The organism is Klebsiella sp. WOUb02 (assembly GCF_050058015.1).
Classification (GTDB): domain Bacteria; phylum Pseudomonadota; class Gammaproteobacteria; order Enterobacterales; family Enterobacteriaceae; genus Klebsiella.
In genome coordinates this window covers 594,624-616,268 of sequence record NZ_CP170106.1, presented here as the reverse complement: position 1 = coordinate 616,268, position 21,645 = coordinate 594,624, and the positions used below count along the sequence as shown (strand labels likewise).

General features: G+C 56.6%; 19 protein-coding genes and 5 pseudogenes. 15 read left to right on the top strand and 9 right to left on the bottom strand.

Annotated features, from left to right (window positions below; all coding sequences use genetic code 11):
- Positions 1-127: 127 nt before the first annotated feature.
- The 7 genes and pseudogenes from recX to mltB form a co-directional block, all read right to left on the bottom strand.
- Positions 128-628: a recombination regulator RecX gene (gene recX, locus ABOC21_RS05090; protein WP_426812164.1), complete on the bottom strand. Its 501-nt coding sequence runs from the start codon at positions 626-628 to the stop codon at positions 128-130.
- 135 nt (positions 629-763) lie between these two features.
- Positions 764-1,822: a recombinase RecA gene (gene recA, locus ABOC21_RS05085; protein WP_426812163.1), complete on the bottom strand. Its 1,059-nt coding sequence runs from the start codon at positions 1,820-1,822 to the stop codon at positions 764-766.
- 80 nt (positions 1,823-1,902) lie between these two features.
- Entirely contained in the window at positions 1,903-2,400 is a 498-nt protein-coding gene (gene pncC / locus ABOC21_RS05080) for a nicotinamide-nucleotide amidase (RefSeq protein WP_426812162.1), read from the bottom strand.
- Positions 2,401-2,535: 135 nt separating this feature from the next.
- The gene (locus ABOC21_RS05075; protein ID WP_426812568.1) at positions 2,536-3,414 is read right to left on the bottom strand and encodes a metal ABC transporter substrate-binding protein; all 879 of its coding nucleotides are present in this window, start codon (positions 3,412-3,414) and stop codon (positions 2,536-2,538) included.
- A 10-nt stretch (positions 3,415-3,424) separates the two neighbouring features.
- Complete coding sequence (locus ABOC21_RS05070; RefSeq protein WP_095098396.1) at positions 3,425-4,288, bottom strand: metal ABC transporter permease; 864 nt, start codon at positions 4,286-4,288, stop codon at positions 3,425-3,427.
- Positions 4,285-4,995 (bottom strand): metal ABC transporter ATP-binding protein, encoded by a 711-nt coding sequence (locus ABOC21_RS05065; RefSeq protein WP_426812161.1) that lies wholly within the window; start codon positions 4,993-4,995, stop codon positions 4,285-4,287. Before ABOC21_RS05065 ends, ABOC21_RS05070 begins: the two co-directional genes overlap by 4 nt.
- Positions 4,996-5,198: 203 nt before the next feature.
- Positions 5,199-6,276 (bottom strand): annotated as a pseudogene (gene mltB, locus ABOC21_RS05060) (lytic murein transglycosylase B).
- A gap of 296 nt (positions 6,277-6,572) precedes the next feature.
- On the opposite strand from mltB, the gene srlA reads away from it, so the two are divergent.
- The 7 genes and pseudogenes from srlA (at position 6,573) to gutQ (ending at position 11,502) form a co-directional block, all read left to right on the top strand.
- Complete coding sequence (gene srlA, locus ABOC21_RS05055; protein ID WP_426812160.1) at positions 6,573-7,136, top strand: PTS glucitol/sorbitol transporter subunit IIC; 564 nt, start codon at positions 6,573-6,575, stop codon at positions 7,134-7,136.
- Entirely contained in the window at positions 7,133-8,104 is a 972-nt protein-coding gene (srlE, locus tag ABOC21_RS05050) for a PTS glucitol/sorbitol transporter subunit IIB (protein ID WP_426812159.1), read from the top strand. Before srlA ends, srlE begins: the two co-directional genes overlap by 4 nt.
- Positions 8,105-8,117: 13 nt before the next feature.
- Positions 8,118-8,480 (top strand): PTS glucitol/sorbitol transporter subunit IIA, encoded by a 363-nt coding sequence (gene srlB / locus ABOC21_RS05045; RefSeq protein WP_426812158.1) that lies wholly within the window; start codon positions 8,118-8,120, stop codon positions 8,478-8,480.
- Between the two features lie 17 nt (positions 8,481-8,497).
- Entirely contained in the window at positions 8,498-9,277 is a 780-nt protein-coding gene (srlD, locus tag ABOC21_RS05040; RefSeq protein ID WP_426812157.1) for a sorbitol-6-phosphate dehydrogenase, read from the top strand.
- A 64-nt stretch (positions 9,278-9,341) separates the two neighbouring features.
- Positions 9,342-9,701, top strand: coding sequence for a transcriptional regulator GutM (gene gutM, locus ABOC21_RS05035; RefSeq protein ID WP_426812156.1), 360 nt, complete (start codon positions 9,342-9,344; stop codon positions 9,699-9,701).
- Positions 9,702-9,769: 68 nt separating this feature from the next.
- On the top strand, positions 9,770-10,543 hold the full coding sequence (gene srlR / locus ABOC21_RS05030) for a glucitol operon DNA-binding transcriptional repressor SrlR (protein ID WP_426812155.1): 774 nt from the start codon (positions 9,770-9,772) through the stop codon (positions 10,541-10,543).
- Positions 10,536-11,502, top strand: a pseudogene (gutQ, locus tag ABOC21_RS05025) (arabinose-5-phosphate isomerase GutQ). Before srlR ends, gutQ begins: the two are co-directional and overlap by 8 nt.
- Here the strand turns inward: gutQ and norR are convergent.
- Entirely contained in the window at positions 11,465-13,009 is a 1,545-nt protein-coding gene (gene norR / locus ABOC21_RS05020) for a nitric oxide reductase transcriptional regulator NorR (protein WP_426812154.1), read from the bottom strand. The pseudogene gutQ and the gene norR overlap by 38 nt on opposite strands.
- Positions 13,010-13,196: 187 nt before the next feature.
- On the opposite strand from norR, the pseudogene norV reads away from it, so the two are divergent.
- The 4 genes and pseudogenes from norV to ABOC21_RS05000 all read left to right on the top strand — a co-directional run bounded on the left by norV (position 13,197) and on the right by ABOC21_RS05000 (position 17,499).
- Positions 13,197-14,642 (top strand): annotated as a pseudogene (norV, locus tag ABOC21_RS05015) (anaerobic nitric oxide reductase flavorubredoxin).
- A pseudogene (norW, locus tag ABOC21_RS05010) lies at positions 14,639-15,773 on the top strand (NADH:flavorubredoxin reductase NorW). The pseudogenes norV and norW overlap by 4 nt, the downstream one beginning before the upstream one ends.
- Positions 15,774-16,256: 483 nt before the next feature.
- Entirely contained in the window at positions 16,257-16,481 is a 225-nt protein-coding gene (locus ABOC21_RS05005; protein WP_426812153.1) for a hypothetical protein, read from the top strand.
- A 173-nt stretch (positions 16,482-16,654) separates the two neighbouring features.
- A pseudogene (locus ABOC21_RS05000) lies at positions 16,655-17,499 on the top strand (IS5 family transposase).
- A 10-nt stretch (positions 17,500-17,509) separates the two neighbouring features.
- Here the strand turns inward: ABOC21_RS05000 and ABOC21_RS04995 are convergent.
- Positions 17,510-18,718: an MFS transporter gene (locus ABOC21_RS04995; RefSeq protein WP_426812152.1), complete on the bottom strand. Its 1,209-nt coding sequence runs from the start codon at positions 18,716-18,718 to the stop codon at positions 17,510-17,512.
- Between the two features lie 103 nt (positions 18,719-18,821).
- Here ABOC21_RS04995 and ABOC21_RS04990 point away from each other — a divergent pair, with 103 nt between their 5' ends.
- The 4 genes from ABOC21_RS04990 to ABOC21_RS04975 all read left to right on the top strand — a co-directional run bounded on the left by ABOC21_RS04990 (position 18,822) and on the right by ABOC21_RS04975 (position 21,606).
- A complete protein-coding gene (locus ABOC21_RS04990; protein WP_426812151.1) occupies positions 18,822-19,739 on the top strand; it encodes a LysR family transcriptional regulator in 918 nt (305 codons plus the stop codon).
- Positions 19,740-19,865: 126 nt separating this feature from the next.
- Positions 19,866-20,468: a site-specific integrase gene (locus tag ABOC21_RS04985; RefSeq protein WP_426812150.1), complete on the top strand. Its 603-nt coding sequence runs from the start codon at positions 19,866-19,868 to the stop codon at positions 20,466-20,468.
- A 173-nt stretch (positions 20,469-20,641) separates the two neighbouring features.
- Positions 20,642-21,064: an Rrf2 family transcriptional regulator gene (locus tag ABOC21_RS04980; protein WP_426812149.1), complete on the top strand. Its 423-nt coding sequence runs from the start codon at positions 20,642-20,644 to the stop codon at positions 21,062-21,064.
- Positions 21,065-21,210: 146 nt separating this feature from the next.
- Entirely contained in the window at positions 21,211-21,606 is a 396-nt protein-coding gene (locus ABOC21_RS04975) for a DUF1360 domain-containing protein (protein WP_426812148.1), read from the top strand.
- The last annotated feature ends 39 nt before the right edge of the window (positions 21,607-21,645 follow it).

Below are 21,645 nucleotides of genomic sequence, written 5' to 3'. Positions count from 1 at the left end.
GCGAATGATTTGTGTATAAGGAATAATCGTCCTGGGCGCTGACTGCCTTTTAAACAGCCAGCGGCCGGACGGAATAAAGTGGGAATAAGATAAGTTTTCTTTACGGGGAAGTAAAATCCCCGATGGGTCAATCTGCAAAATTTCGCCAGATTTCCTGGATATCTTCCATCAGGTAGCCGCGGTACAGCAAAAAGCGCTGTATTTTGACTTTTTCGGCAAATACGGTGGGGAGCGGATCGCCATACTTTCTCTGCGCCTGCTCTTTCGCCAGCTGCGCCCAGTCGATTTCGCACTCGCGCATTGCGCGCTCGCTCTCTTCGCGGGTAATACCTTTCTGGTTCAGCTCCTGGCGGATGCGCGCCGGACCGTAGCCTTTGCGGCTGCGGCTGGCAATAAACTGGCGGACAAAGCGCTGGTCATCGAGGTAGCGGTTTTCGATGCACCAGGCCACAACCCGATCGACCTCTTCCGGCATAACGTCCAGCGCCTCGGGGCCATTTTTCCCCATGACCGGCGCGGCCAGCTTGCGCCGCAGCTCCTGTTCGTTATGGTCGCGCATTGCCAGAATGCGAATCGCGCGATCCAGCAGGCGGGCGTAGCCGGAACGGCGGGATGAAGGTTCAGTCACGGGCACCTCGATAATCAAAAAGCAAAAGGGCCGCATAAGCAGCCCCTTGTTTTCCCATCGTATTTCAAATCGCACGTGCGCTGGCCCTGCCAGCCCTGCAACCTGAACGATTCAGGAGACAATTACCCGACGATATCAGAAATCCTGTTCGCTTTCTTCTTCGCTTTTACCGTCAACCACGAAGTCCGGCGTGGAGTCCTGGTTGTTCAGCAGCAGCTCGCGAATTTTCTTCTCGATCTCTTTCGCCGCTGCCGGGTTCTCTTTCAGCCAGGTGATGGCGTTCGCTTTACCCTGACCAATTTTGTCGCCGTTATAGCTGTACCAGGCGCCCGCTTTTTCAATCAGCTTCTCTTTCACGCCCAGATCGACCAGCTCGCCGAAGAAGTTGATGCCTTCGCCGTAGAGGATCTGGAACTCCGCCTGCTTGAACGGCGCGGCGATTTTGTTCTTCACGACCTTCACGCGGGTTTCGCTACCGATGACGTTATCGCCATCTTTTACCGCACCGATACGGCGGATATCCAGACGCACGGAGGCGTAGAATTTCAGCGCGTTGCCGCCGGTGGTGGTTTCCGGGTTACCGAACATCACGCCAATTTTCATACGAATCTGGTTGATGAAGATCAGCAGCGTGTTGGACTGCTTCAGGTTACCGGCCAGCTTACGCATTGCCTGGCTCATCATACGCGCCGCGAGGCCCATGTGAGAGTCGCCGATCTCGCCTTCGATTTCCGCTTTCGGCGTCAGCGCCGCAACGGAGTCGACCACCAGCACGTCTACCGCGCCAGAGCGCGCCAGCGCGTCGCAGATCTCAAGCGCCTGCTCGCCGGTATCCGGCTGAGAACACAGCAGGTTGTCGATATCAACGCCCAGCTTGCGGGCATACACCGGATCCAGCGCGTGTTCTGCATCAATAAAGGCGCAGGTTTTACCTTCACGCTGCGCGGCGGCGATAACCTGCAGAGTCAGCGTCGTTTTACCGGAAGATTCTGGCCCGTAGATCTCGACGATACGGCCCATTGGCAGACCGCCGGCGCCGAGGGCGATATCCAGTGAAAGCGAACCGGTGGAGATAGTTTCCACGTCCATGGAACGGTCTTCACCCAGGCGCATGATGGAGCCTTTACCGAACTGTTTTTCGATCTGGCCCAGTGCTGCCGCCAACGCTTTCTGTTTGTTTTCGTCGATAGCCATTATTACTCCTGTCATGCCGGGTGGAACCGGGTAGTGAATTCTGTTCTGTTGAGGCAATTATACTGTATGCTCATACAGTATCAAGTATTTTGTAGAAATTGTTGCCAGAGGAGCCGCAGGGCGTAGGCCGTGGCCTGACGGCGCACCGACTCGCGGTCTCCGGCGAAGCACTCCCGCTGCGTGATCCCCTGCCCGTTGGCGCAGGCAACGCCAAACCACACCGTGCCGACGGGCTTTTCTGCGCTGCCGCCGTCCGGCCCGGCCACGCCGCTCACCGAGATCGCGTAGGTGGCGCGCGCGGCGCGCAGTGCGCCAATCGCCATCTCCACCACCACCGGTTCGCTCACCGCGCCGTGCTCGGCCAACGTCGCTTCGCTGACGCCAATCATCTGGGATTTAGCTTCGTTGCTATAGGTAACGAATCCGCGCTCGAACCACACCGAACTGCCGGCAATATCGGTAAGCACTTTAGCAATCCAGCCGCCGGTACAGGATTCAGCCGTGCTCACCGTCGCGCCCTGCGCCTTCAGCGCCTGCCCAACCTGCTCACTCAGCTGCATTAATTCCGAATCTGTCATCGTCGCCCCGTTTAAGCCAGATAAAGAGGCCATCAAAGATAGCACTTTCAGCACAGATGTGGGGATCGGGAGATGAATTTACGAGGGGGCTTCCGAAAAAGGACGGTCCCGAGGGCCGGGACCGTAAATAGCGCGTTACTTCATGCTGGCGGCAATCAGTTCGACGTTATGACGCATCATTTTCACGTAGCTGTCCGCCACGCCGCCCGGTTTAGACAACGCTTCCGGATAGAGCTCGCCGCCCGGCTGCGCGCCCGTGGCGTTGGCAATCTGCTTCACCAAGCGCGGATCGAGCTGGTTTTCCATAAACCAGGTGTGCACGTTATCGGCTTTAATCTGTTTAATCAGCGCCGCAACCTGCGCGGCACTGGCTTCGCTTTCCGACGACAGTCCCTGCGGCGCAAGGAAGGTCACGCCGTAGGCGCGGCCAAAGTAGCCGAACGCGTCATGGCTGGTCAAAACCTTACGTTTCGCCTGCGGAATGGCGCTGAACTGGTTCTGCGCCCAGCCGTGAATCTCGTTGAGCTGGCCGATATAGCGCTTGCCGGAGACCTCAAGCGCCGCTTTATCTTCAGGGTCGGCTTTGACCAGCCCGCTGAGGATATTTTGCGCGTACAGCGCGCCGTTGGCGGCGCTGTTCCAGGCGTGCGGATCGGTCACCGTTTTCCCGTCCTCATCGAGGGTATGCGTTTTTACGCCCGTCGACGCCACCACCAGCTCGCCTTTGAATCCCGATGCTTTAATCAGCCGGTCGACCCACCCCTCCAGCCCGAGGCCGTTGACTACCACCACGTCGGCCTTGCTGAGCAAAGCGCTGTCCTGCGGCGATGGCTCAAAGGTGTGCGGGTCGCCGTCGGGACCGACCAGCGTATCGACGTGAACATGCTCGCCGCCAACCTGCTGCACGATATCGCCCAGCACCGAAAAGCTGCTGACCACGTTGAGCGTTTTCGCCATCGCCCCCTGCGCCGCCAGGCCCAGCGCCAGCGCTAAAACTACCCCGGTACGTTTCATCATATTTTCCTTACCCCATTAATTTGCGCCAGCCGACCACCAGCCGGCTGCGCGTGCCAAAAAACACTGAAATAAAAAAGATCCCGCTGGCGGTCAGCACGATGGCGGGGCCGGCGGGCAAATTCGCCGCCCACGACAGGCTGAGCCCCATCCAGGCGCAGGCGCTGCCGATCAGCGCCGCCAGCAGCAGAATGGCGGGCAGCGTTCGCGCCCAGCAGCAGGCGGCCACCGCCGGGAGCATCATCACCCCCACCGCCATCAGAGTGCCCAGCACCTGGAAACCCGCCACCAGGTTCAGCACCAGCAGCGCCAGAAACAGGCCATGCAGCAGCGCGGGCAGCCGGCGGTTATTCACCTGCAGCCACGCGCTGTCGAAGGCCTCGCTCACCAGCCCGCGATAGAGCAGCGCGATGCAAATCAGCGTCAGGCTGGCGACCCCGGCGACGAACAGCGCCGCGTCGTTATCCACCGCCAGAATCGAACCAAACAGCAGATGCAGCAGATCGACGCTGGAGCCGCGCAGGGACACCAGCGTCACCCCCAGCGCCAGCGAGCCCAGGTAAAACCCGGCGAAGCTGGCGTCTTCTTTAAGCGGCGTGCGGCGGCTGACCCACCCCGCCACCAGCGCCACCGCGATGCCGGCGATAAAGCCGCCCACCGACATCGCCAGCAGCGACATGCCGTTAAGCAGATAGCCCACCGCGACGCCGGGCAAAATCGCATGCGACAGGGCATCGCCCATCAGGCTCATGCGTCGCAGCAGCAGGAAAACCCCGAGCATGGTGGTACTCAGCGAGAGCGCGAGGCACACCACCAGCGCGCGGCGCATAAAGCCGAATTCGATAAAAGGTTGAAAGAAGGTGTGCCAGATCATGCCAGCCTCGCGGAGTCGAAGGCGGGAAGCACGCTGCCAGTCTCGCCCCAGCGGGCGTGCCGGGACTCGAGCAGCAGGGTTTCCGGGAAATATTCGGCGACGCGCTGGTTATCGTGCAGCACCGCCAGCACGGTCTGCCCCTGCCGGTGCATCTCAAGGATCAGCGTCATCAGCTCGCGGCTGGTAGACTCATCGATCCCGGTAAAGGGCTCATCAAGCATCACCAGCGGAGCCTGCTGGACCATCACCCTGGCAAACAGCATGCGTTGAAACTGCCCGCCGGACAGCGCTTCGATCGGCGTTTTCGCCATTGACGTCAGGCCGACGCGATCCAGCGCCGCGTCAATGCGCCGGCGGATCTCGCCGCGTATTCCGCGCAGGAGCGAGACCTGCGGCCAGGCGCCCTGGCTCACCACGTCCCGAACCACGAGGGGAAACTGTGACTCCAGCGAATGCCGCTGCGCCAGCCAGCCGATAATCGGGCGCGACGTGCGCCAGTGCAGGCGGCCGCTCACCGGGGGAATAAACCCGGCCAGCGTTTTTAACAACGTCGATTTACCGCAGCCGTTCAGGCCGACAATGGCCGTCAGGCTGCCCGCGGCGATAACGCCGCTGAGCGCCGGGGTAATCGCCAGCTCGTCATACCCGGCTACCAGGTTTTCCAGTTCAATCATGGCAGGGTTACCGCCCACCAGGTCGCCAGCCACAGCAGCGCCAGCAGGACGCAGGCGAAGCCCACGCGCAGCGCGGCGGAGCTTGAAAAAAGAGAGATGAACATCTTTGCCCCAACTAATATGTTATAACGTAACATTATTGGATCGGCGGAATAATGTAAATCAGCGTCAACGAAGGGAAATGCTGCAAAATGTAACAGACTCCCCTCCGGGCAGAGGGAAGTCTCGGGGAAAGCTTACTGTCCGCGGGCCTGAGAAACGGCCAGGCCGAGCTGCCAGACCGCCATCGCGTAGTGGGTGCTGTGGTTATAGCGGGTGATGGTGTAGAAGTTCGGCAGCCCGTACCAGTACTGGTAGCTGGTGCCGATATCGAGGCGCAGCAGGCTCGCCTGCTGATGGTTGCCCAGCGGCTGCGTTGGCGTCAGTCCGGCCGCCGTCAGTCTGCGATACGCTGTAATTGGTCTTAAAGCCGTTCTCCAGCCCCGGCGCCTGGCCCATTGCCGGTACCGCGACCAGATCGCCGCTCGCCCAGCCGTGCTGCTTGAAGTAGTTGGCCACGCTGCCGATCGCATCCACCGGGTCCCACAGGTTGATATGCCCGTCGCCGTTGAAATCCACCGCGTACTGGCGGTACGAGGAGGGCATAAACTGGCCGTAGCCCATGGCGCCGGCGAAGGAGCCTTTAAGATCCAGCGGATCGTCGCTTTCGCTGCGCGCCATCAGCAGGAAGGTTTCCAGCTCGCCGGAGAAGTACTCGGCGCGTCGCGGATAGCTGAAGGAGAGCGTCGCCAGCGCGTCAAGAATGCGGGTTTTCCCCATCACGCGCCCCCAGCGGGTTTCCACGCCGATAATACCGACGATGATTTCCGGCGGCACGCCGTAGACCTGCCAGGCGCGGTTCAGCGCATCCTGATACTGATTCCAGAACGCCACGCCGTTTTGCACGTTATCCGGGGTAATGAACTGCTTTTTGTAGCGCAGCCACGCGCCGTTCGGCCCGGTTGGCGGCAATCCGCTCGGGGCCTGACGGTCCATCAGGCGCAGGACGTAATCCAGACGCTTAGCCTGGGAGAGAATCTCGTGCAGCTGCTGCCGGTCAAACCCGTGCTTATTCACCATTTTGTCGATGAACTGCTCTGCGGCAGGGTTATTGGCGAAATCCCCTCCCATATTCATAACGGTATGCTGCGGCTCCAGCAGGAAGCCACCGGATCCTCCCGTCGTCTCCGTTACTGCGGTGGCTTTAGGTTTGCTGCTGCAGGCAGCGAGGAGAACGCACAGCGGGAGTAGTGCCAGATAGCGACGCTTCAACATGGGACTTCCATTTAACAAATTCGGCAAGGGGTAATTATGGTAAAGCATGCGGCCGTCAACAAGGAAGCGGCAATCTATTCGCCGACAAAATAGTCCTGTCAGCCCTCTCTCTCCCCGCCCGAAGATCCTCTTCCCGGCCAATTTCCGGGAAGAAATTTTCATCCCACCGGCAATAAACTTTCAAATTAAAATATTTATCTTTCATTTTGCGATCAATTTAACACTTTTAAACCTTTCAAAATGATTAAAATCAGCTGCCAGTTAGCAAGAAAAATAACGCTACAAAGGAGAGAATAATGATCGAAGTTATTACCCACGGCGCCGAATGGTTTATCGGCCTGTTTCAGAAGGGGGGCGAGGTCTTTACCGGGATGGTGACCGGGATCCTGCCCCTGCTGATCAGTCTGCTGGTGATCATGAACGCGCTGATCAACTTTATCGGCCAGCAGCGGATCGAAAAGCTGGCGCAGCGCTGCGCCGGGAATCCCATCTCCCGCTACCTGCTGCTGCCCTGTATCGGGACGTTCGTTTTCTGTAACCCGATGACCCTGAGCCTCGGGCGCTTTATGCCCGAGAAGTACAAGCCCAGCTACTACGCGGCGGCCTCCTACAGCTGCCACTCCATGAACGGCCTGTTTCCCCATATCAACCCCGGCGAGCTGTTTGTCTATCTCGGGATCGCCAACGGCTTAACCACCCTCGGCCTGCCGCTGGGGCCGCTGGCGGTGAGCTATCTGCTGGTCGGTCTGGTAACCAACTTCTTCCGCGGCTGGGTGACCGATCTGACAACCTCCATTTTTGAGAAAAAAATGGCCATCCAGCTTGCACAAAAAGTGCATCTGTCCGGAGCTGCATCATGACGCGTATTCGTATTGAAAAAGGGGCCAGCGGCTGGGGCGGCCCGCTGGAGCTGGACGCCGTCGAAGGCAAAAAAATAGTCTATATCACCGCCGGAACCCGCCCGGCGATCGTCGACAAGATCGCCCGGCTCACCGGCTGGCCGGCCGTGGACGGCTTTAAAGAGGGGGAACCGCCGGAAGATGAGATCGGCGTGGCGATTATTGACTGTGGCGGCACCCTGCGCTGCGGCATCTATCCGAAGCGGCGTATTCCGACCGTCAATATCCACGCCACCGGCAAGTCCGGGCCGCTGGCGCAATATATCCTTGAGGACATCTACGTCTCAGGCGTTAAGGAAGAGAATATCCACCCTGTCGCCGATGCCGGCGCCGACGAACCGGCCCCGCTTCAGCCCGCGGGCCGCGATTACGATGCCAGCAAAAAAATCACCGAGCAGAGCGACGGCCTGCTGGCCAAGGTCGGTATGGGAATGGGCTCCGTGGTGGCGGTGCTGTTCCAGGCCGGGCGCGACACCATCGACACGGTGCTGAAAACGATCCTGCCGTTTATGGCCTTCGTCTCGGCGCTGATCGGCATCATTATGGCCTCGGGCATTGGCGACTGGATTGCCCACGGCCTGGCGCCGCTCGCCAGCCATCCGCTGGGGCTGGTGACGCTGGCGCTGATCTGCTCCTTCCCGCTGCTGTCGCCGTTCCTCGGCCCTGGCGCGGTGATCGCCCAGGTTATCGGCGTTCTGATCGGCGTGCAGATTGGCCTCGGCAATATTCCGCCGCATCTCGCCCTCCCCGCCCTGTTTGCGATTAACGCCCAGGCGGCCTGCGACTTTATCCCGGTCGGCCTGTCGCTCGCCGAAGCCCGGCAGGAGACGGTGCGCGTCGGGGTGCCTTCGGTGCTGGTCAGCCGCTTCCTGACCGGCGCGCCAACGGTGCTGATCGCCTGGTTCGTTTCCGGATTTATTTACCAATAAGAGGTTCCTGAAGATGACCGTGATTTACCAGACCACCATTACGCATATCGGCGCCAGCGCGACGATGGCGCTGGAGGAGCAGATGCTGATTACCTTCCGCGATGGCGCGCCGGCGGATATCGAAGAGTACTGCTTTATTCATAACCACGGCGAGCTTGTCGGCGCGCTGGCGCCGGGGGCGCAGCTCCAACTGGGAGAACAGCGCTATCCGGTCACCGCAGTGGGCGAGGTGGCGGAACAGAATCTGCGCGAGCTGGGCCATATCACGCTGCGTTTCGACGGCCACCGCGTGGCGGAGTTTCCGGGGACGGTGCACGTGGCCGGCCCCGTGCCGGAGGCGATCGCCCCCGGCTGCGTACTGAAATTTTTTGCTTAAGCTGTAAGGAGAGAACTATGAGTCAGGTTGCTGTTGTCATCGGCGGAGGACAAACCTTAGGTGAGTTTCTGTGTCGTGGCCTCGCCGCCCAGGGGTATCGCGTGGCGGTGGTGGATATTCAAAGCGATAAGGCCACCCGCGTGGCGCAGGCGATTAACGCCGAGTATGGCGAAGGGACGGCGTACGGTTTTGGCGCCGATGCGACCAGCGAGGCCAGCGTCGTCGCCCTCGCCCGCGGCGTGGACGAGATATTTACTCGCGTGGATCTGCTGGTCTACAGCGCCGGGATCGCCAAAGCGGCCTTTATCAGCGATTTTGCGCTGGGCGACTTCGACCGCTCGCTGCAGGTCAATCTGGTGGGCTACTTCCTCTGCGCCCGCGAGTTTTCACGGCTGATGATCCGCGACGGCATTCAGGGACGCATCATTCAGATCAACTCCAAATCCGGCAAAGTGGGCAGCAAGCATAATTCCGGCTACAGCGCGGCGAAGTTTGGCGGCGTCGGGCTGACCCAGTCGCTGGCGCTGGATCTGGCGGAGTACGGTATTACCGTGCACGCGCTGATGCTCGGCAACCTGCTGAAGTCGCCGATGTTCCAGTCGCTGCTGCCGCAGTACGCCCATAAGCTGGGTATCGCCGAAGATCAGGTCGAGCAGTACTACGTCGACAAGGTTCCGCTGAAGCGCGGCTGCGATTATCAGGACGTGCTCAACGTGCTGATGTTTTACGCCAGCCCGCAGGCCTCTTACTGCACCGGGCAGTCCATCAACGTCACCGGCGGGCAGGTGATGTTTTAACCGCCCCTTCCCGGGTCGCGCCGCGATCCGGGTTCTTCCCAACGCCACGCCTTAAGGAGATTTTATGGTTAGCGCATTAATCACCGTCGCCGCCATCGCCTGGATCGCCCAGCTCGCCTTCGGCGGCTGGCAGATCCGCCGCTTTAACCGCGCGTTCGATAAACTCTGTCAGCAGGGCCGCGTCGGCGTCGGTCGCTCGGCGGGCCGCTTCAAGCCGCGGGCCATCGTCGCTATCGCGGTTGATGAACACGACCGCATCAGCGGCACCCTGCTGATGAAGGGCCTGACCGTCTTCGCCCGTCCGCAGCAAATTCCGGCGCTTGAGGGCAAACTTTTGCAGGAATTGCGACCGGATATGATCTTTCCCCATGATCCGCTCTGTCGGAATGCACTATCATTAGCGCTTAAACCGAAACATGTATAATTTCGTTGTAAAAGTAAATATCTTGCGAAATTATCATATCGAAACTTTAAACGCAGGATGTAACCGCTATGAAACCACGTCAGCGACAGGCAGCTATTATTGAGCATCTGCAGTCGCAGGGTAAGTGCTCGGTCGAAGAGCTGGCGCAACACTTCGCTACCACCGGCACCACCATCCGCAAGGATCTGGTGACCCTCGAACATGCCGGCACCGTCATTCGCACCTACGGCGGAGTGGTGTTGAATAAAGACGAAAGCGACCCGCCTATCGATCATAAAACGCTGATCAATACCGCCAAGAAAGCGCGCATCGCCGAAGCCGCCGTGCGCTTTATTCACGACGGCGACTCGATCATCCTCGATGCCGGCAGTACGGTGCTGCAGATGGTGCCCCTGCTCAGCCGCTTCAATAACATCACGGTCATGACCAACAGCCTGCATATCGTTAACGCCCTCTCTGAGCTCGACAATGAACAAACGATCCTGATGCCCGGCGGCACCTTTCGCAAAAAATCCGCTTCCTTTCACGGGCAGCTGGCGGAGAATGCCTTCGAGCAGTTCAGCTTCGATAAGCTGTTTATGGGGACCGACGGCATCGATCTGAACGCCGGCGTTACCACCTTCAACGAGGTGTATACCGTCAGCAAAGCGATGTGCAATGCCGCCCGGGAGGTGATCCTGATGGCCGACTCGTCGAAGTTTGGCCGTAAGAGCCCAAACATCGTCTGCGGCCTTGAAAGCGTGGATATGTTGATTACCGATGCCGGTATCGACCCGACCTTCCAGCGGGCGCTGGAAGAGCAAGGCATCAAAGTGATTATTACTGGAGAAGATCATGAGTAACTTTCTGTTAGAAGCCGGACGCCAGACCCTGCTGCTGGAGCTCCAGGAGGCGAGCCGCCTGCCTGAACGCCTGGGCGACGACTTCATCCGCGCGGCGGAAACCATCATCCACTGCGAGGGTAAACTGATTGTTTCCGGCATCGGCAAATCGGGCCATATCGGCAAAAAGCTGGCCGCCACCTTTGCCAGCACCGGCACGCCGGCGTTTTTTGTCCACCCGGCGGAGGCGCTGCACGGCGATCTGGGGATGCTCGACGGCCGCGATGTGATGCTCTTTATCTCCTATTCCGGCGGGGCGAAGGAGCTCGACCTGATCGTGCCGCGGCTGGAAGAAAAATCGATTCCCCTGCTGGCGATGACCGGCAAATCGAAATCCCCGCTGGCGCTGGCGGCCAGGGCGGTACTGGATATCGCCGTAGAGCGCGAAGCCTGTCCGATGCACCTCGCCCCAACCTCCAGCACCGTCAACACCCTGATGCTTGGCGACGCGCTGGCGATGGCGGTGATGCAGGCCCGCGGCTTCAATGAAGAAGATTTTGCCCGCTCGCATCCGGCCGGCGCGCTCGGCGCGCGGCTGCTGAATTAAAGTCCACCATCTGATGCGCCGCGACGATGACGTGCCGCGCGTTGACATCACCGCCAGCGTGATGACCGCCATGCTCGAACTCAGCCGCACCGGGCTGGGGCTGGTGGCGGTGTGCGATGCGCAAAACCGCGTCGAGGGCGTATTCACCGACGGCGACCTGCGCCGCTGGCTGGTGGGCGGCGGCACCCTCGAGGATACCGTCAGCCGGGCGATGACCCGCAGCGGCGTGACCCTGCAGGCCGAGAGCCGCGCGGTTGAAGCCAAAGAACGCCTGATGAAGCACAAAATCAGCGCCGCCCCGGTGGTGGATGAGAGCGGCCAGTTGGTCGGCGCGATCAACCTGCAGAACTTTTATCAGGCCGGGATTCTTTAAGCCCCAGACGCTTCGCCAGCCGATGCAGGTTGGCGACGTCCAGCTCCAGCGCTCGGGCCGCTGCCGCCCAGCTGCGGTTATTCTCCGCCAGCGCCCGGGCGATCGCCTCGCGCTGGAACGCCTCCGTCGCCTCGCGCAGGTTTAGCGCCTGCGTCGGCGCCGGCGGCGCGGCGCTCGCCAGGTTCGGCGCGTCGCCGGCAAACTGAAAGTGCTGCGGCTCCAGCACGATGTCATCCCCCGCCTGAGTCGCCCGCGCCAGCACCACCGCGCGATGAATCGCGTGTTCCAGCTCGCGGACGTTGCCGGGCCACGACCAGGCGCCCAGCCTTGCCCGCGCGGCGCCGCTTAACACCACCTGCCCCAGCCCCATCCGCAGGCGGCACTGCTCGCAGAAATAGCCCGCCAGCAGCACAACGTCCTGATCCCGCTCGCGCAGCGCCGGCACCGACAGCGGAAAGACGCTCAGCCGGTGATAGAGATCGGCGCGAAAACGCCCTTCGACCACCTCCTGGCGCAGGTCGCGGTTGGTGGCCGCCAGCACCCGCACGTCCACCCGCAGGCTGCGATCGTCCCCGACGCGCTGAATGTCGCCATACTGCAGCACGCGCAGCAGCTTCGCCTGCAGCGCCAGCGACAGCTCGCCGATCTCATCGAGGAACAGCGTGCCGTTATCGGCCATTTCAAACTTGCCGCTGCGGTTGCTGATAGCCCCGGTAAACGCTCCTTTGACGTGACCAAACAGCTCGCTCTCGGCCACGCTTTCCGGCAGCGCCGCGCAGTTAAGATAGACCAGCGGATTGGCGGCGCGCGGCGAGCCCTGATGCACCGCTTTCGCCACCAGCTCCTTGCCGGTGCCGGTTTCACCGTCAATCAGCACGTTTAGATCCGATGCCGCGACGATATCAATCTCCTTTTTCAGCTGCAGCATCGGCGCCGAAAGGCCGATAATCTCCTGGCGCTCGGCGGCCGGGTAGCTCACGCTCGGCTCCGGCAGCACGTTCTGGTTCTCCAGGCGGGCGATCAGCAGCGCGTTGTTCAGCGCCCCCGCCACCAGCGCGGCAATCAGCCGCAGCTCCTCATCGCTGAAGCTATCAAAGCGGTCGGCGTCCATGCCGTCGAGGGTCAGCGCGCCGATCAGCGTCTGCCCGGCAAACAGCGGCAGCCCAACGCAGGCGTGAACCTTGAGGCTTTCCTGGCCGGGGATCAGCCCGTCGTAAGGGTCCGGCAGGTCGCTATCCGCCGGAAAGCGCACCACGTCGCCGGCGCGGGCGATAGCCTCTAAACGCGGATGCCCTTCGAGGGAAAAGCGCCGCCCCAGCACGTCCTGGGCGAGGCCGTCGATCGCCAGCGGCACAAACTGATGCGCCTCATAGCGCAGCAGCGCCGAGGCATCGCAGCCAAGGATCTGCCGCAGGGTGGCAATCAGGCGCGGGAAGCGGTCGGCATGGCCGATATCGCTTTGCAAATCAATAGCGATTTTCGCCAGCGCCTCTACGGAAAAGCTCATCGCTGCCTCACTGTCATTTTGACAATCACAATAGTCATAACGACTATTTTAACCATTGTCATTTTGACATCAACGCTTTTAGCTAAAAATAATAAATCAAATAAAATCAATATATTAAAAAGTTGGCACGCAGCTTGATATAAGCAAAGCATCTTATTTTGAAAACGCTGAATTAATTGAGGTTGCTATGTCTATTCTGGTTAAAAATAACATTCATTGGGTTGGCCAACGCGACTGGGAAGTGCGCGATTTCCACGGAACCGAATATAAAACGCTGCGCGGCAGCAGCTACAACAGCTATCTCATCCGCGAAGAAAAGAACGTCCTGATCGATACCGTGGATCATAAATTCAGCCGCGAGTTCGTGCAGAACCTACGCGGCGAAATCGACCTCGCCGATATCGACTACATCGTGATTAACCATGCGGAAGAGGACCACGCCGGGGCGCTGACCGAGCTGATGAACTCGATCCCGGACACCCCGATTTACTGCACCGCCAACGCCATCGACTCCATCACCGGCCACCACCATCACCCGGAGTAGAATTTTAACGTGGTGAAAACCGGCGACAGCCTCGACCTCGGCAACGGTAAGCAGCTGATCTTCGTGGAAACCCCGATGCTGCACTGGCCGGACAGCATGATGACCTATATGACCGGCGACGCGGTGCTGTTCAGCAACGACGCCTTCGGCCAGCACTACTGCGACGAGCACCTGTTCAACGATGAAGTGGATCAGACCGAGCTGTTCGAACAGTGCCAGCGCTACTACGCCAACATCCTGACGCCGTTCAGCCGCCTGGTGACGCCGAAAATTACCGAAATCCTCGGGTTCAACCTGCCGGTGGATATGATCGCCACCTCCCACGGCGTGGTATGGCGCGATAACCCGACGCAAATCGTCGAGCTGTACCTGAAATGGGCGGCGGATTATCAGGAAGACCGCATCACCATTTTCTACGACACCATGTCCAACAACACCCGCATGATGGCCGACGCGATCGCCCAGGGCATCACCGACATCGACCCGCGCGTGGCGGTGAAAATCTTTAACGTCGCCCGCAGCGACAAAAACGAAATTCTCACCAACGTCTTCCGCTCAAAAGGCGTGCTGGTAGGCACCTCGACCATGAACAACGTCATGATGCCGAAAATCGCCGGCCTGGTGGAGGAGATGACCGGCCTGCGTTTTCGCAACAAGCGCGCCAGCGCCTTTGGCTCCCACGGCTGGAGCGGCGGCGCGGTTGACCGCCTCTCTACCCGCCTGCAGGACGCCGGCTTTGAAATGTCCCTGAGTCTGAAGGCGAAATGGCGCCCGGACCTGGACACGCTGGAAATTTGCCGCGAGCACGGTCGCGAAATCGCCCGCCAGTGGGCCCTCTCCCCGCTGCCGGCCAGCGCTGATAAAAAAGCGTCGGCTGAGCAGAGCGACTGCGCCGCGGCAGCAGCGGCCGACCTCGGCCCGTCAATGCAGTGCAGCGTCTGCCAGTGGATCTACGATCCGGAGAAAGGCGAACCGAACCAGGACGTCCAGCCTGGCACCCCGTGGAGCGACGTGCCGGATAACTTCCTGTGCCCTGAGTGCTCTCTCGGCAAAGATGTCTTTGACGTTCTGGCAACGGAGGCAGTATGAGCGATGGCATCGTCATCATCGGCTCGGGCTTCGCGGCCCGCCAGCTGGTAAAAAATATTCGTAAGCAGGACCCGCAGATCCCGCTGACGCTGATCGCCGCCGACAGCATGGATGAGTACAACAAGCCGGACCTCAGCCACGTTATCAGCCGCGGTCAGAGCGTCGAGGATCTGACCCTGCAAACCGCGGGGGAGTTTGCCGAGCAGTATAATCTGCGCCTGTTCCCGCACACCTGGGTGAGCGATATCGACGCCGAAGCCAAAGTGGTCAAAAGTCAGGACCGCGAGTGGCGCTACGACAAGCTGGTGCTGGCGACCGGCGCCGCGCCCTTTATTCCGCCGGTGCCGGGCCGCGAGCTGATGCTCACCCTCAACAGCCAGCGGGAATACGGCGCCGCGCAAACCCGGCTCCACGACGCGCGGCGCGTGCTGATCGTCGGCGGCGGGCTGATCGGCTGCGAGCTGGCGATGGATTTCTGCCGCGCCGGCAAAGCGGTGACGGTGGTCGACAATTCCGCCAGCGTGCTGTCGGCGCTGATGCCGCCGGAGGCCAGCAGCCGCCTGCAGCATCGGTTAACCGATATGGGCGTGCACCTGATGCTGAAAACCCAGCTCGAAGGGCTGGAGCAAACCGCCGACGGCATTCGCGTGAGCGTCGATCGTCAGCGCAGCGTGACCGTGGACGCGGTGGTTGCCGCCGCTGGCCTGCGCCCGGAAACCGCCGTGGCGCGTCGGGCAGGCCTTGAGATTAACCGCGGCGTGGTGGTCGATAGCCGCCTGCGCAGCAGCCATCCGGCAATCTTTGCCCTCGGCGACTGCGCCGAAATTAACGGCATGGTGCTGCCGTTCCTGCAGCCTATTCTGCTCAGCGCCATGTGCCTGAGCAAAAATCTGCTCGAGCAGACGGGTGAACTGAAGCTGCCGCCGATGCTGGTGAAGGTGAAAACCCCGGATTTACCGCTGCATCTGGCCGGGGAGACGCGGCGCGAAGATTTAACGTGGAATATCGTGGCCGCCAACGACGGCCTGGTGGCTAAAGGCGTGGATGCGGAAAACCAGCCTGCGCGCCTTTGTGGTCAGCGAAGACCGGATGAAAGAGGCCTTCGCGCTGCTCAAGCAGCTGGTGAGCTAAGCGCTTTCCCGGCCGCGACGTCAACGACTTGCCCGTGTATGGATCCCCCCCGTTATACAACCCATCTCTTCAGTTGTGTAACGGGGGATATGTGGCGTTCGTATATCCGGCCACTCTCTCAACACCATCACCACCGTATACGGCCAGGATGCTATCTGCGCCCCTGCTTCCCTTCGGGCTATCGGCTTGTTTGTCAGAGCGCCTTCATCCAGACCTGCTTATTATGAGAAATGTTTATCTGGTAACAATGCTCAACCAATTGCGCCCATTGATCCCCGGTTTCGCAAAGTGAATGGGCTCACGACAAAAGACGTGTGTGAAAGATTAAGAGTACCCTGCAGATTTACGCTCCCCCGCTACGGACAGAATCACCGCAAAATCCTTCAGGATGAAAACTAGTTTTACCCCCACATTTAGTGATGGTTACGTGAAGGAGGTTCATCTATTCTGCCTTTATCAGCGAGCAGGCCGGAGTCACTCTTTGTGGATAATCCCATTCTTCAGAAAACCCTCATCATCGTTATTCTCATCCTGTGGGTAATCGATGAATTCCGGACCAGGAAAAGAAAAACTTCTGACCCTGCTATTGAAGCCGCTGATGCCAGGGAACGCCATCAATGGCGCTATCTCAGATGGGGGTTCCGGGCAGTACAAGCGGCAGCGACGGTGTATATCTTCGTTCAGCTGATTCAGGTATTACTGAGATAGATGCCACAGGCAGGTACAGGCTGGACAGAGACATTTTACTGTCCAGTTGAGCCCCGGTGGGCGCCGTTGTGTAGGTCCGCTGAGTGCCAGGAGCGGACGTTAGGCTAGGCTGTGTCCCGTAACTATTTTTTGTACAATCTGATGAATGTTCTAATCACAAGAAGTTTCTTCACTTGGCACGTTACGATTTCCCTGATGAAGCCTGGGCACTGATTTATCCTGTTTTGCCACCTGAACGAGGTACCGCCAAAGGTGGTCGACCTTACATCGAGCACCGGCAAGTTATGAATGGCATATTTTGGGTATTATGCTCCGGGGCTCCCTGGCGGGATTTGCCAGAACGCTATGGCCACTGGAAGACCATTTACAATCGATTTAATCGATGGTCTCAGGCTGGAATAATAAATTGTATTTTCAATAAATTACTGTTCATTCTTGATGACAACGCGTTGATTGGGTGGGATGCCATAGCCCTTGATGGCAGTAACATTCGGGCTTTGAAAGCAGCCGCTGGAGCTAAAAAAAACATCCCGATGAACTTGAAGACCATGGGCTGGGTCGCTCTCGGGGTGGCTTTGGTACCAAAGTCCACCTGGCGACAGATAGCACAGGGTTACCACTAAGTTTCTGCCTGAGTGGTGGACAAGCCCATGAGAGTAGATATGCGGAAAAATTGCTTAATCGTGTCGGGATAGTACGAAGAAGCGGGCATCTGAAGTCCCGGCCAAAAGCGGTGTTAGCGGATAAGGGCTACTCGAGTCAGACCCTGCGTCATCATCTTAAAATGAGAGGAATAAAGTCAGTCATTCCGTTCAAATCAAATGAAAAAGCCAGCCGAGATGGTCGCCGAAAGTTGAATGTCCGGTTGTACAAAAAGCGCAATGTTGTTGAACGCTGCTTTGCGATGCTAAAAGAAAATCGCCGTATAGCTACACGCTCAGAAAAAAAGGCCAGAAACTATCTGACCATGCTTAAACTGGGCGCTATCCGGTTATTTTTAAAACGATTGTTAGGTTAAGGGACACAGCCTAATCAACAATACGGTGATCAGGCTGGATAATACGCTTAGCCAGTTTCTTTTGTAGAAGGATAACTATAATTGGGAACCCTGAGGCGGAAATTGCACATACCACCAGCAACGTGTTCACATTTTGTTGTGCTATGCCATGATCGGGTAACAGAAAAGCTGACAGGAAAAATGCGACGGTTGTAATCAGATACATTATTGATGTCTGTAATGAAGAGAATCCGGCCCGTTGCCTGTTATCAGGAAACTGAATTGTAAGCGCTGAAGATGAAACCAGACGACTGTAAGAGGCACCGAGAAATACAGCAATAAATAACGCCGCATGCTGATAGCCGAGGATAGGGATTAATAAGCTCAGTATAAAGACGATGGTTGAACCTGTAGCCAGAATTAAAGCAGAAAAATGGGAAGTTAACACGCCAGTAATTTTTGTAGACAGGTAACCTGCAACACCCCCGGCGAAGAACAGCCAGGGCAACAGGTCTTGCGAAGCGCCCAACTGCTGTGTCATTAATGGTACCAGCACGGGAATGACCAGCATCGGGCTAAACTGTACAAACGCATTACCGGAGGCGAAAAGTAAAGTATCCACATCGAGAGGTAGCGTGCGGAGCGTGTCTGAAGAGTCCGGATCCTGAGGTATGAAGAATACAATCAGTGGCAATGCCAACAAACAGAATGTACTGATTAACCCCAAAGCGGCATGCCAGCCATAATTTGCAGACAAAAATAATATCGTGGGCATTCCTGCAATGCTTACCATCGAAAATGACGCAATCACCGTCGCCAACATTTTTCCGCGTAAGTCAGCCGGTGAGTTGTTTATCACTATACTTATACCCACACCCATTGTCGTACCGCCAACCAGACCAGCACAGAATCGTAGTGCCAGCAGAAGGCTAAAACTTGAGGTGAAGGTCGTCAAAAATGTCAGCAGGCCTAATAACGCCATATTGGTGGTTAAAAAACGTTTCTTATTGAAACGACCAATCCAGTAAAAGGCGATAACGCCCGAAAGGACTGCACCAGACGTGTACATCCCCGACACATAGCCGGAAAATGATACGGGAACTGCAAAATCTGCTGCCATAAAAGTAAAAACAGGGTTGAACATCATATATTCCAGCGCATTGGTGAACTGGATAAAAGCCATTACCATGGCTATCCGCATGAGGGCTTTATGATTAAACGTTTTTGTGACCAGTGGCATAGCAAGCAACCTGTGGATGAAAGATATCCCAGTTTAACTGCTATCAATCATGTGCATTAGATGGTAGAAATGGCATTGATTATTATCATATATGGGATAGTTGATGCGTCCGGCTCTTGATTTTAATAGTCTGAAAGTGTTCATTGCTGTGGCTGATAGAGAAAGTTTTGTTGGGGCATCGAAAGTCCTTGAAATGCCAACATCAAATGTTAGTCGTTGTATTGCTCAGTTAGAAGAAAAGCTGAATCTTCAGCTTATTGAGCGCAGCACCCGACATATGAAACTTACCCAGGCAGGGCACTTACTCTATACCCGGGCGAAGCCATTGCTGGAGGCGCTTGAGCAAACTGAGACAGAATTAACGTTGCGGCAAATGCAACTCAAGGGTCCATTACGTATCTGTATTCCCAGTGAAGCAGGTCCTGCATTGCTGGGTTCTGTTATTGCCGATTTCGCCTGTCAGTACCCGGATCTCGAGATCAGCTGTGTCACAAATTTGTCAGGTTTCGAATCCCTGCGGGATGAACTGGATTTAGCGATCATTATTACCCGTGGTCAGATGGATGACAGTGACTACATAGCCCGTCATCTGATGACGATTCCATGCACCATTGTTGCAGCCCCCTCCGTCATTCAGCGTTATGGCACCCCTTCTCATATCCAGCAATTTGAAGAATTACCCTGTATTACAACAGTAAGCGCACTGAAAGGTGCTCCGTGGCAGTTTGTTAATAAGAAAGGGGGATTCGAGACAATTAAAGTTAAAGGGCATTATCGGGTAGACAGCGGAGAGATGGCAGGGCGCGCTGCGGTAGCAGGTGTTGGTTTTGCCATTCTCTCGAAGCAAGCCTGCCAACCCTACATTAGCGATGGACGGTTAATCGAGGTTGAGTTTGAACAATCGGCAGCCCCATTGCAATTGTTCGCACTTTATTCAGATCGGCGTTACTTGCCTGCTAAAACAAGAGCGCTCATTGATTTTATGCATCAGAAATTGAGCGATATATCCGTAGCAACATAAGGCGGTATTGGATCACAACAGAAAGTCCAGTTGGTTCAATGAATTTCTGCTTAACACATAACGTCTGCTGTTCGCTCTTGAGGGACAACCATACTCAAATCTCCCACATTGCAGGAGATTTTAAGTATGAAAACGTCACCGTGGAACAAAGATCGTATCATCGGTCAAAAAAGGCCACTTCAGATATCTCATATCTGGGGGATCCGAATCAGACTTGAACTGGAAGATAAAACACGCGATCTAGCTCTGTTCAACCTGGCTTTGGACAGTAAGCTACGGGGCTGTGATCTGGTCAAACTCAAAGTATCAGATGTTGCATATGGCAATTCTGTTTCAAGCAGAGCAACGGTGTTGCAACAGAAAACCGGTAGCCCTGTCCAATTTGAGATAACTAAAGGGACAAGAGAAGCTGTTACTGCATTGATAAAACGTGGCAATTTGCACAGTAAAGACTTTCTGTTCCGGTCTCGGGTCGGTACTTGCCAACACATATCAACCCGGCAATACAACCGAATTTTTCATGGGTGGATAGCAAAGCTTGGTCTCGAAGATTCGCTTTACAGCACGCATTCCATGAGAAGAACAAAACCTTACCTGATCTACAAGAAAACCAAGAATCTTCGTGTGATTCAACTCTTGTTAGGCCATAAGAAACTGGAGAGTACGGTTCGCTATCTGGGGATTGAAGTCGATGATGCGTTGGAGATCTCTGAGTCGATTGAAGTCTAAGGTTGTCAGGGCTGCAACAGCAGCCCTGTGCCAAATGCGGACATTACAAATAGCGGCATCGGGCAACGAGGTTCAGATCACCATTATGTTAGGTTATTATAACGGAAATATCTCGTGCCACTATTTCACTCCAGAAAGCCCGTGTCACGAACATACGGCTAACCGGAGGGGATTTGAGAAGCGACACTCGATTATCACGCGTTCTGCATGTGCTGGTTCACCTGGCCTGTGATGGAGGCAACTATACCTCACAACAACTGGCTGAAATGCTCGATACCAATCCTGTGCTGGTACGGCGTTCAATGGCTGGTCTGCGTGAGGCCGGGTATGTCCGTTCCGAGAAAGGGCATAATGGCGGCTGGTCGCTAAGCTGCGATCCGACCCTGGTTACGCTGTTAGATATTTATAAGGCCGTCGGGATCACGCATCTTTATCACCTGGGTATTAATCGTGATGATCCTCATTGCCTGATTGAAAATACCGTTAATGACGAGTTAGAAGATGCGTTGAAACAGGCTGAAACCCTACTAATGTCACGGTTAAATGAAATTACGCTCAGTCATCTTTGCCGTAAATTTAAAGAAAACAATCAGTAATCTATAATACCCACCTCTTACATAATCATTCTTTTTATCCGTACGTGCCCTCAACAGCAATACTTCCGATGTGGCGTATTGCTTTTGCATAATAATGATCGTATCTTTTGTTGTTACATGAGTTACTCATTCCATCAGGAGTTATTGTGCAACACGTTATTGATCAATCTGCCCTTCAGGCACTGTGGTACTGCTTCGTTCTAAGCCTCGCGACCGCTAGCATTGCCTACACCATTACCCAAACGGAACTCTTCCTCCCGGTTCGTAAAATCGCCAGTAAAGTCGGCCATATGACGGGTTATCTTTTCCACTGTTTTTATTGCATGAGTCACTGGATCGTGTTTGCTGGCGTGCTGATTTATCAGCCTGTCCTTATCAGTAGCGGACATCTTTATATTGACCTTATTACTAGTGCGTTCTTTACCGTCACATTAACCACCTTTATTAATGGCATCATGTTCCGCGCCTTTATTAATGCGATGGCGAAAATGATGAAAGAAAAAGAACTAAAAGCCATGATGGAAAAAGAAAACGCTAAATAATCGTCCAGGCTCTTCTTAATAAGTCAGTGCCGGTTCACG

Bases quoted from the DNA above. Each gene is read 5' to 3' on its own strand.
- srlA (WP_426812160.1), top strand. From the start codon at position 6,573: ATGATCGAAGTTATTACCCACGGCGCCGAATGGTTTATCGGCCTGTTT.
- pncC (WP_426812162.1), bottom strand. From the start codon at position 2,400: ATGACAGATTCGGAATTAATGCAGCTGAGTGAGCAGGTTGGGCAGGCG.
- srlR (WP_426812155.1), top strand. From the start codon at position 9,770: ATGAAACCACGTCAGCGACAGGCAGCTATTATTGAGCATCTGCAGTCG.
- ABOC21_RS05070 (WP_095098396.1), bottom strand. From the start codon at position 4,288: ATGATCTGGCACACCTTCTTTCAACCTTTTATCGAATTCGGCTTTATG.
- ABOC21_RS04990 (WP_426812151.1), top strand. From the start codon at position 18,822: ATGCGTCCGGCTCTTGATTTTAATAGTCTGAAAGTGTTCATTGCTGTG.
- recA (WP_426812163.1), bottom strand. From the start codon at position 1,822: ATGGCTATCGACGAAAACAAACAGAAAGCGTTGGCGGCAGCACTGGGC.
- srlD (WP_426812157.1), top strand. From the start codon at position 8,498: ATGAGTCAGGTTGCTGTTGTCATCGGCGGAGGACAAACCTTAGGTGAG.
- srlB (WP_426812158.1), top strand. From the start codon at position 8,118: ATGACCGTGATTTACCAGACCACCATTACGCATATCGGCGCCAGCGCG.
- norR (WP_426812154.1), bottom strand. From the start codon at position 13,009: ATGAGCTTTTCCGTAGAGGCGCTGGCGAAAATCGCTATTGATTTGCAA.
- srlE (WP_426812159.1), top strand. From the start codon at position 7,133: ATGACGCGTATTCGTATTGAAAAAGGGGCCAGCGGCTGGGGCGGCCCG.
- ABOC21_RS04985 (WP_426812150.1), top strand. From the start codon at position 19,866: ATGAAAACGTCACCGTGGAACAAAGATCGTATCATCGGTCAAAAAAGG.
- ABOC21_RS05075 (WP_426812568.1), bottom strand. From the start codon at position 3,414: ATGAAACGTACCGGGGTAGTTTTAGCGCTGGCGCTGGGCCTGGCGGCG.
- ABOC21_RS04995 (WP_426812152.1), bottom strand. From the start codon at position 18,718: ATGCCACTGGTCACAAAAACGTTTAATCATAAAGCCCTCATGCGGATA.
- gutM (WP_426812156.1), top strand. From the start codon at position 9,342: ATGGTTAGCGCATTAATCACCGTCGCCGCCATCGCCTGGATCGCCCAG.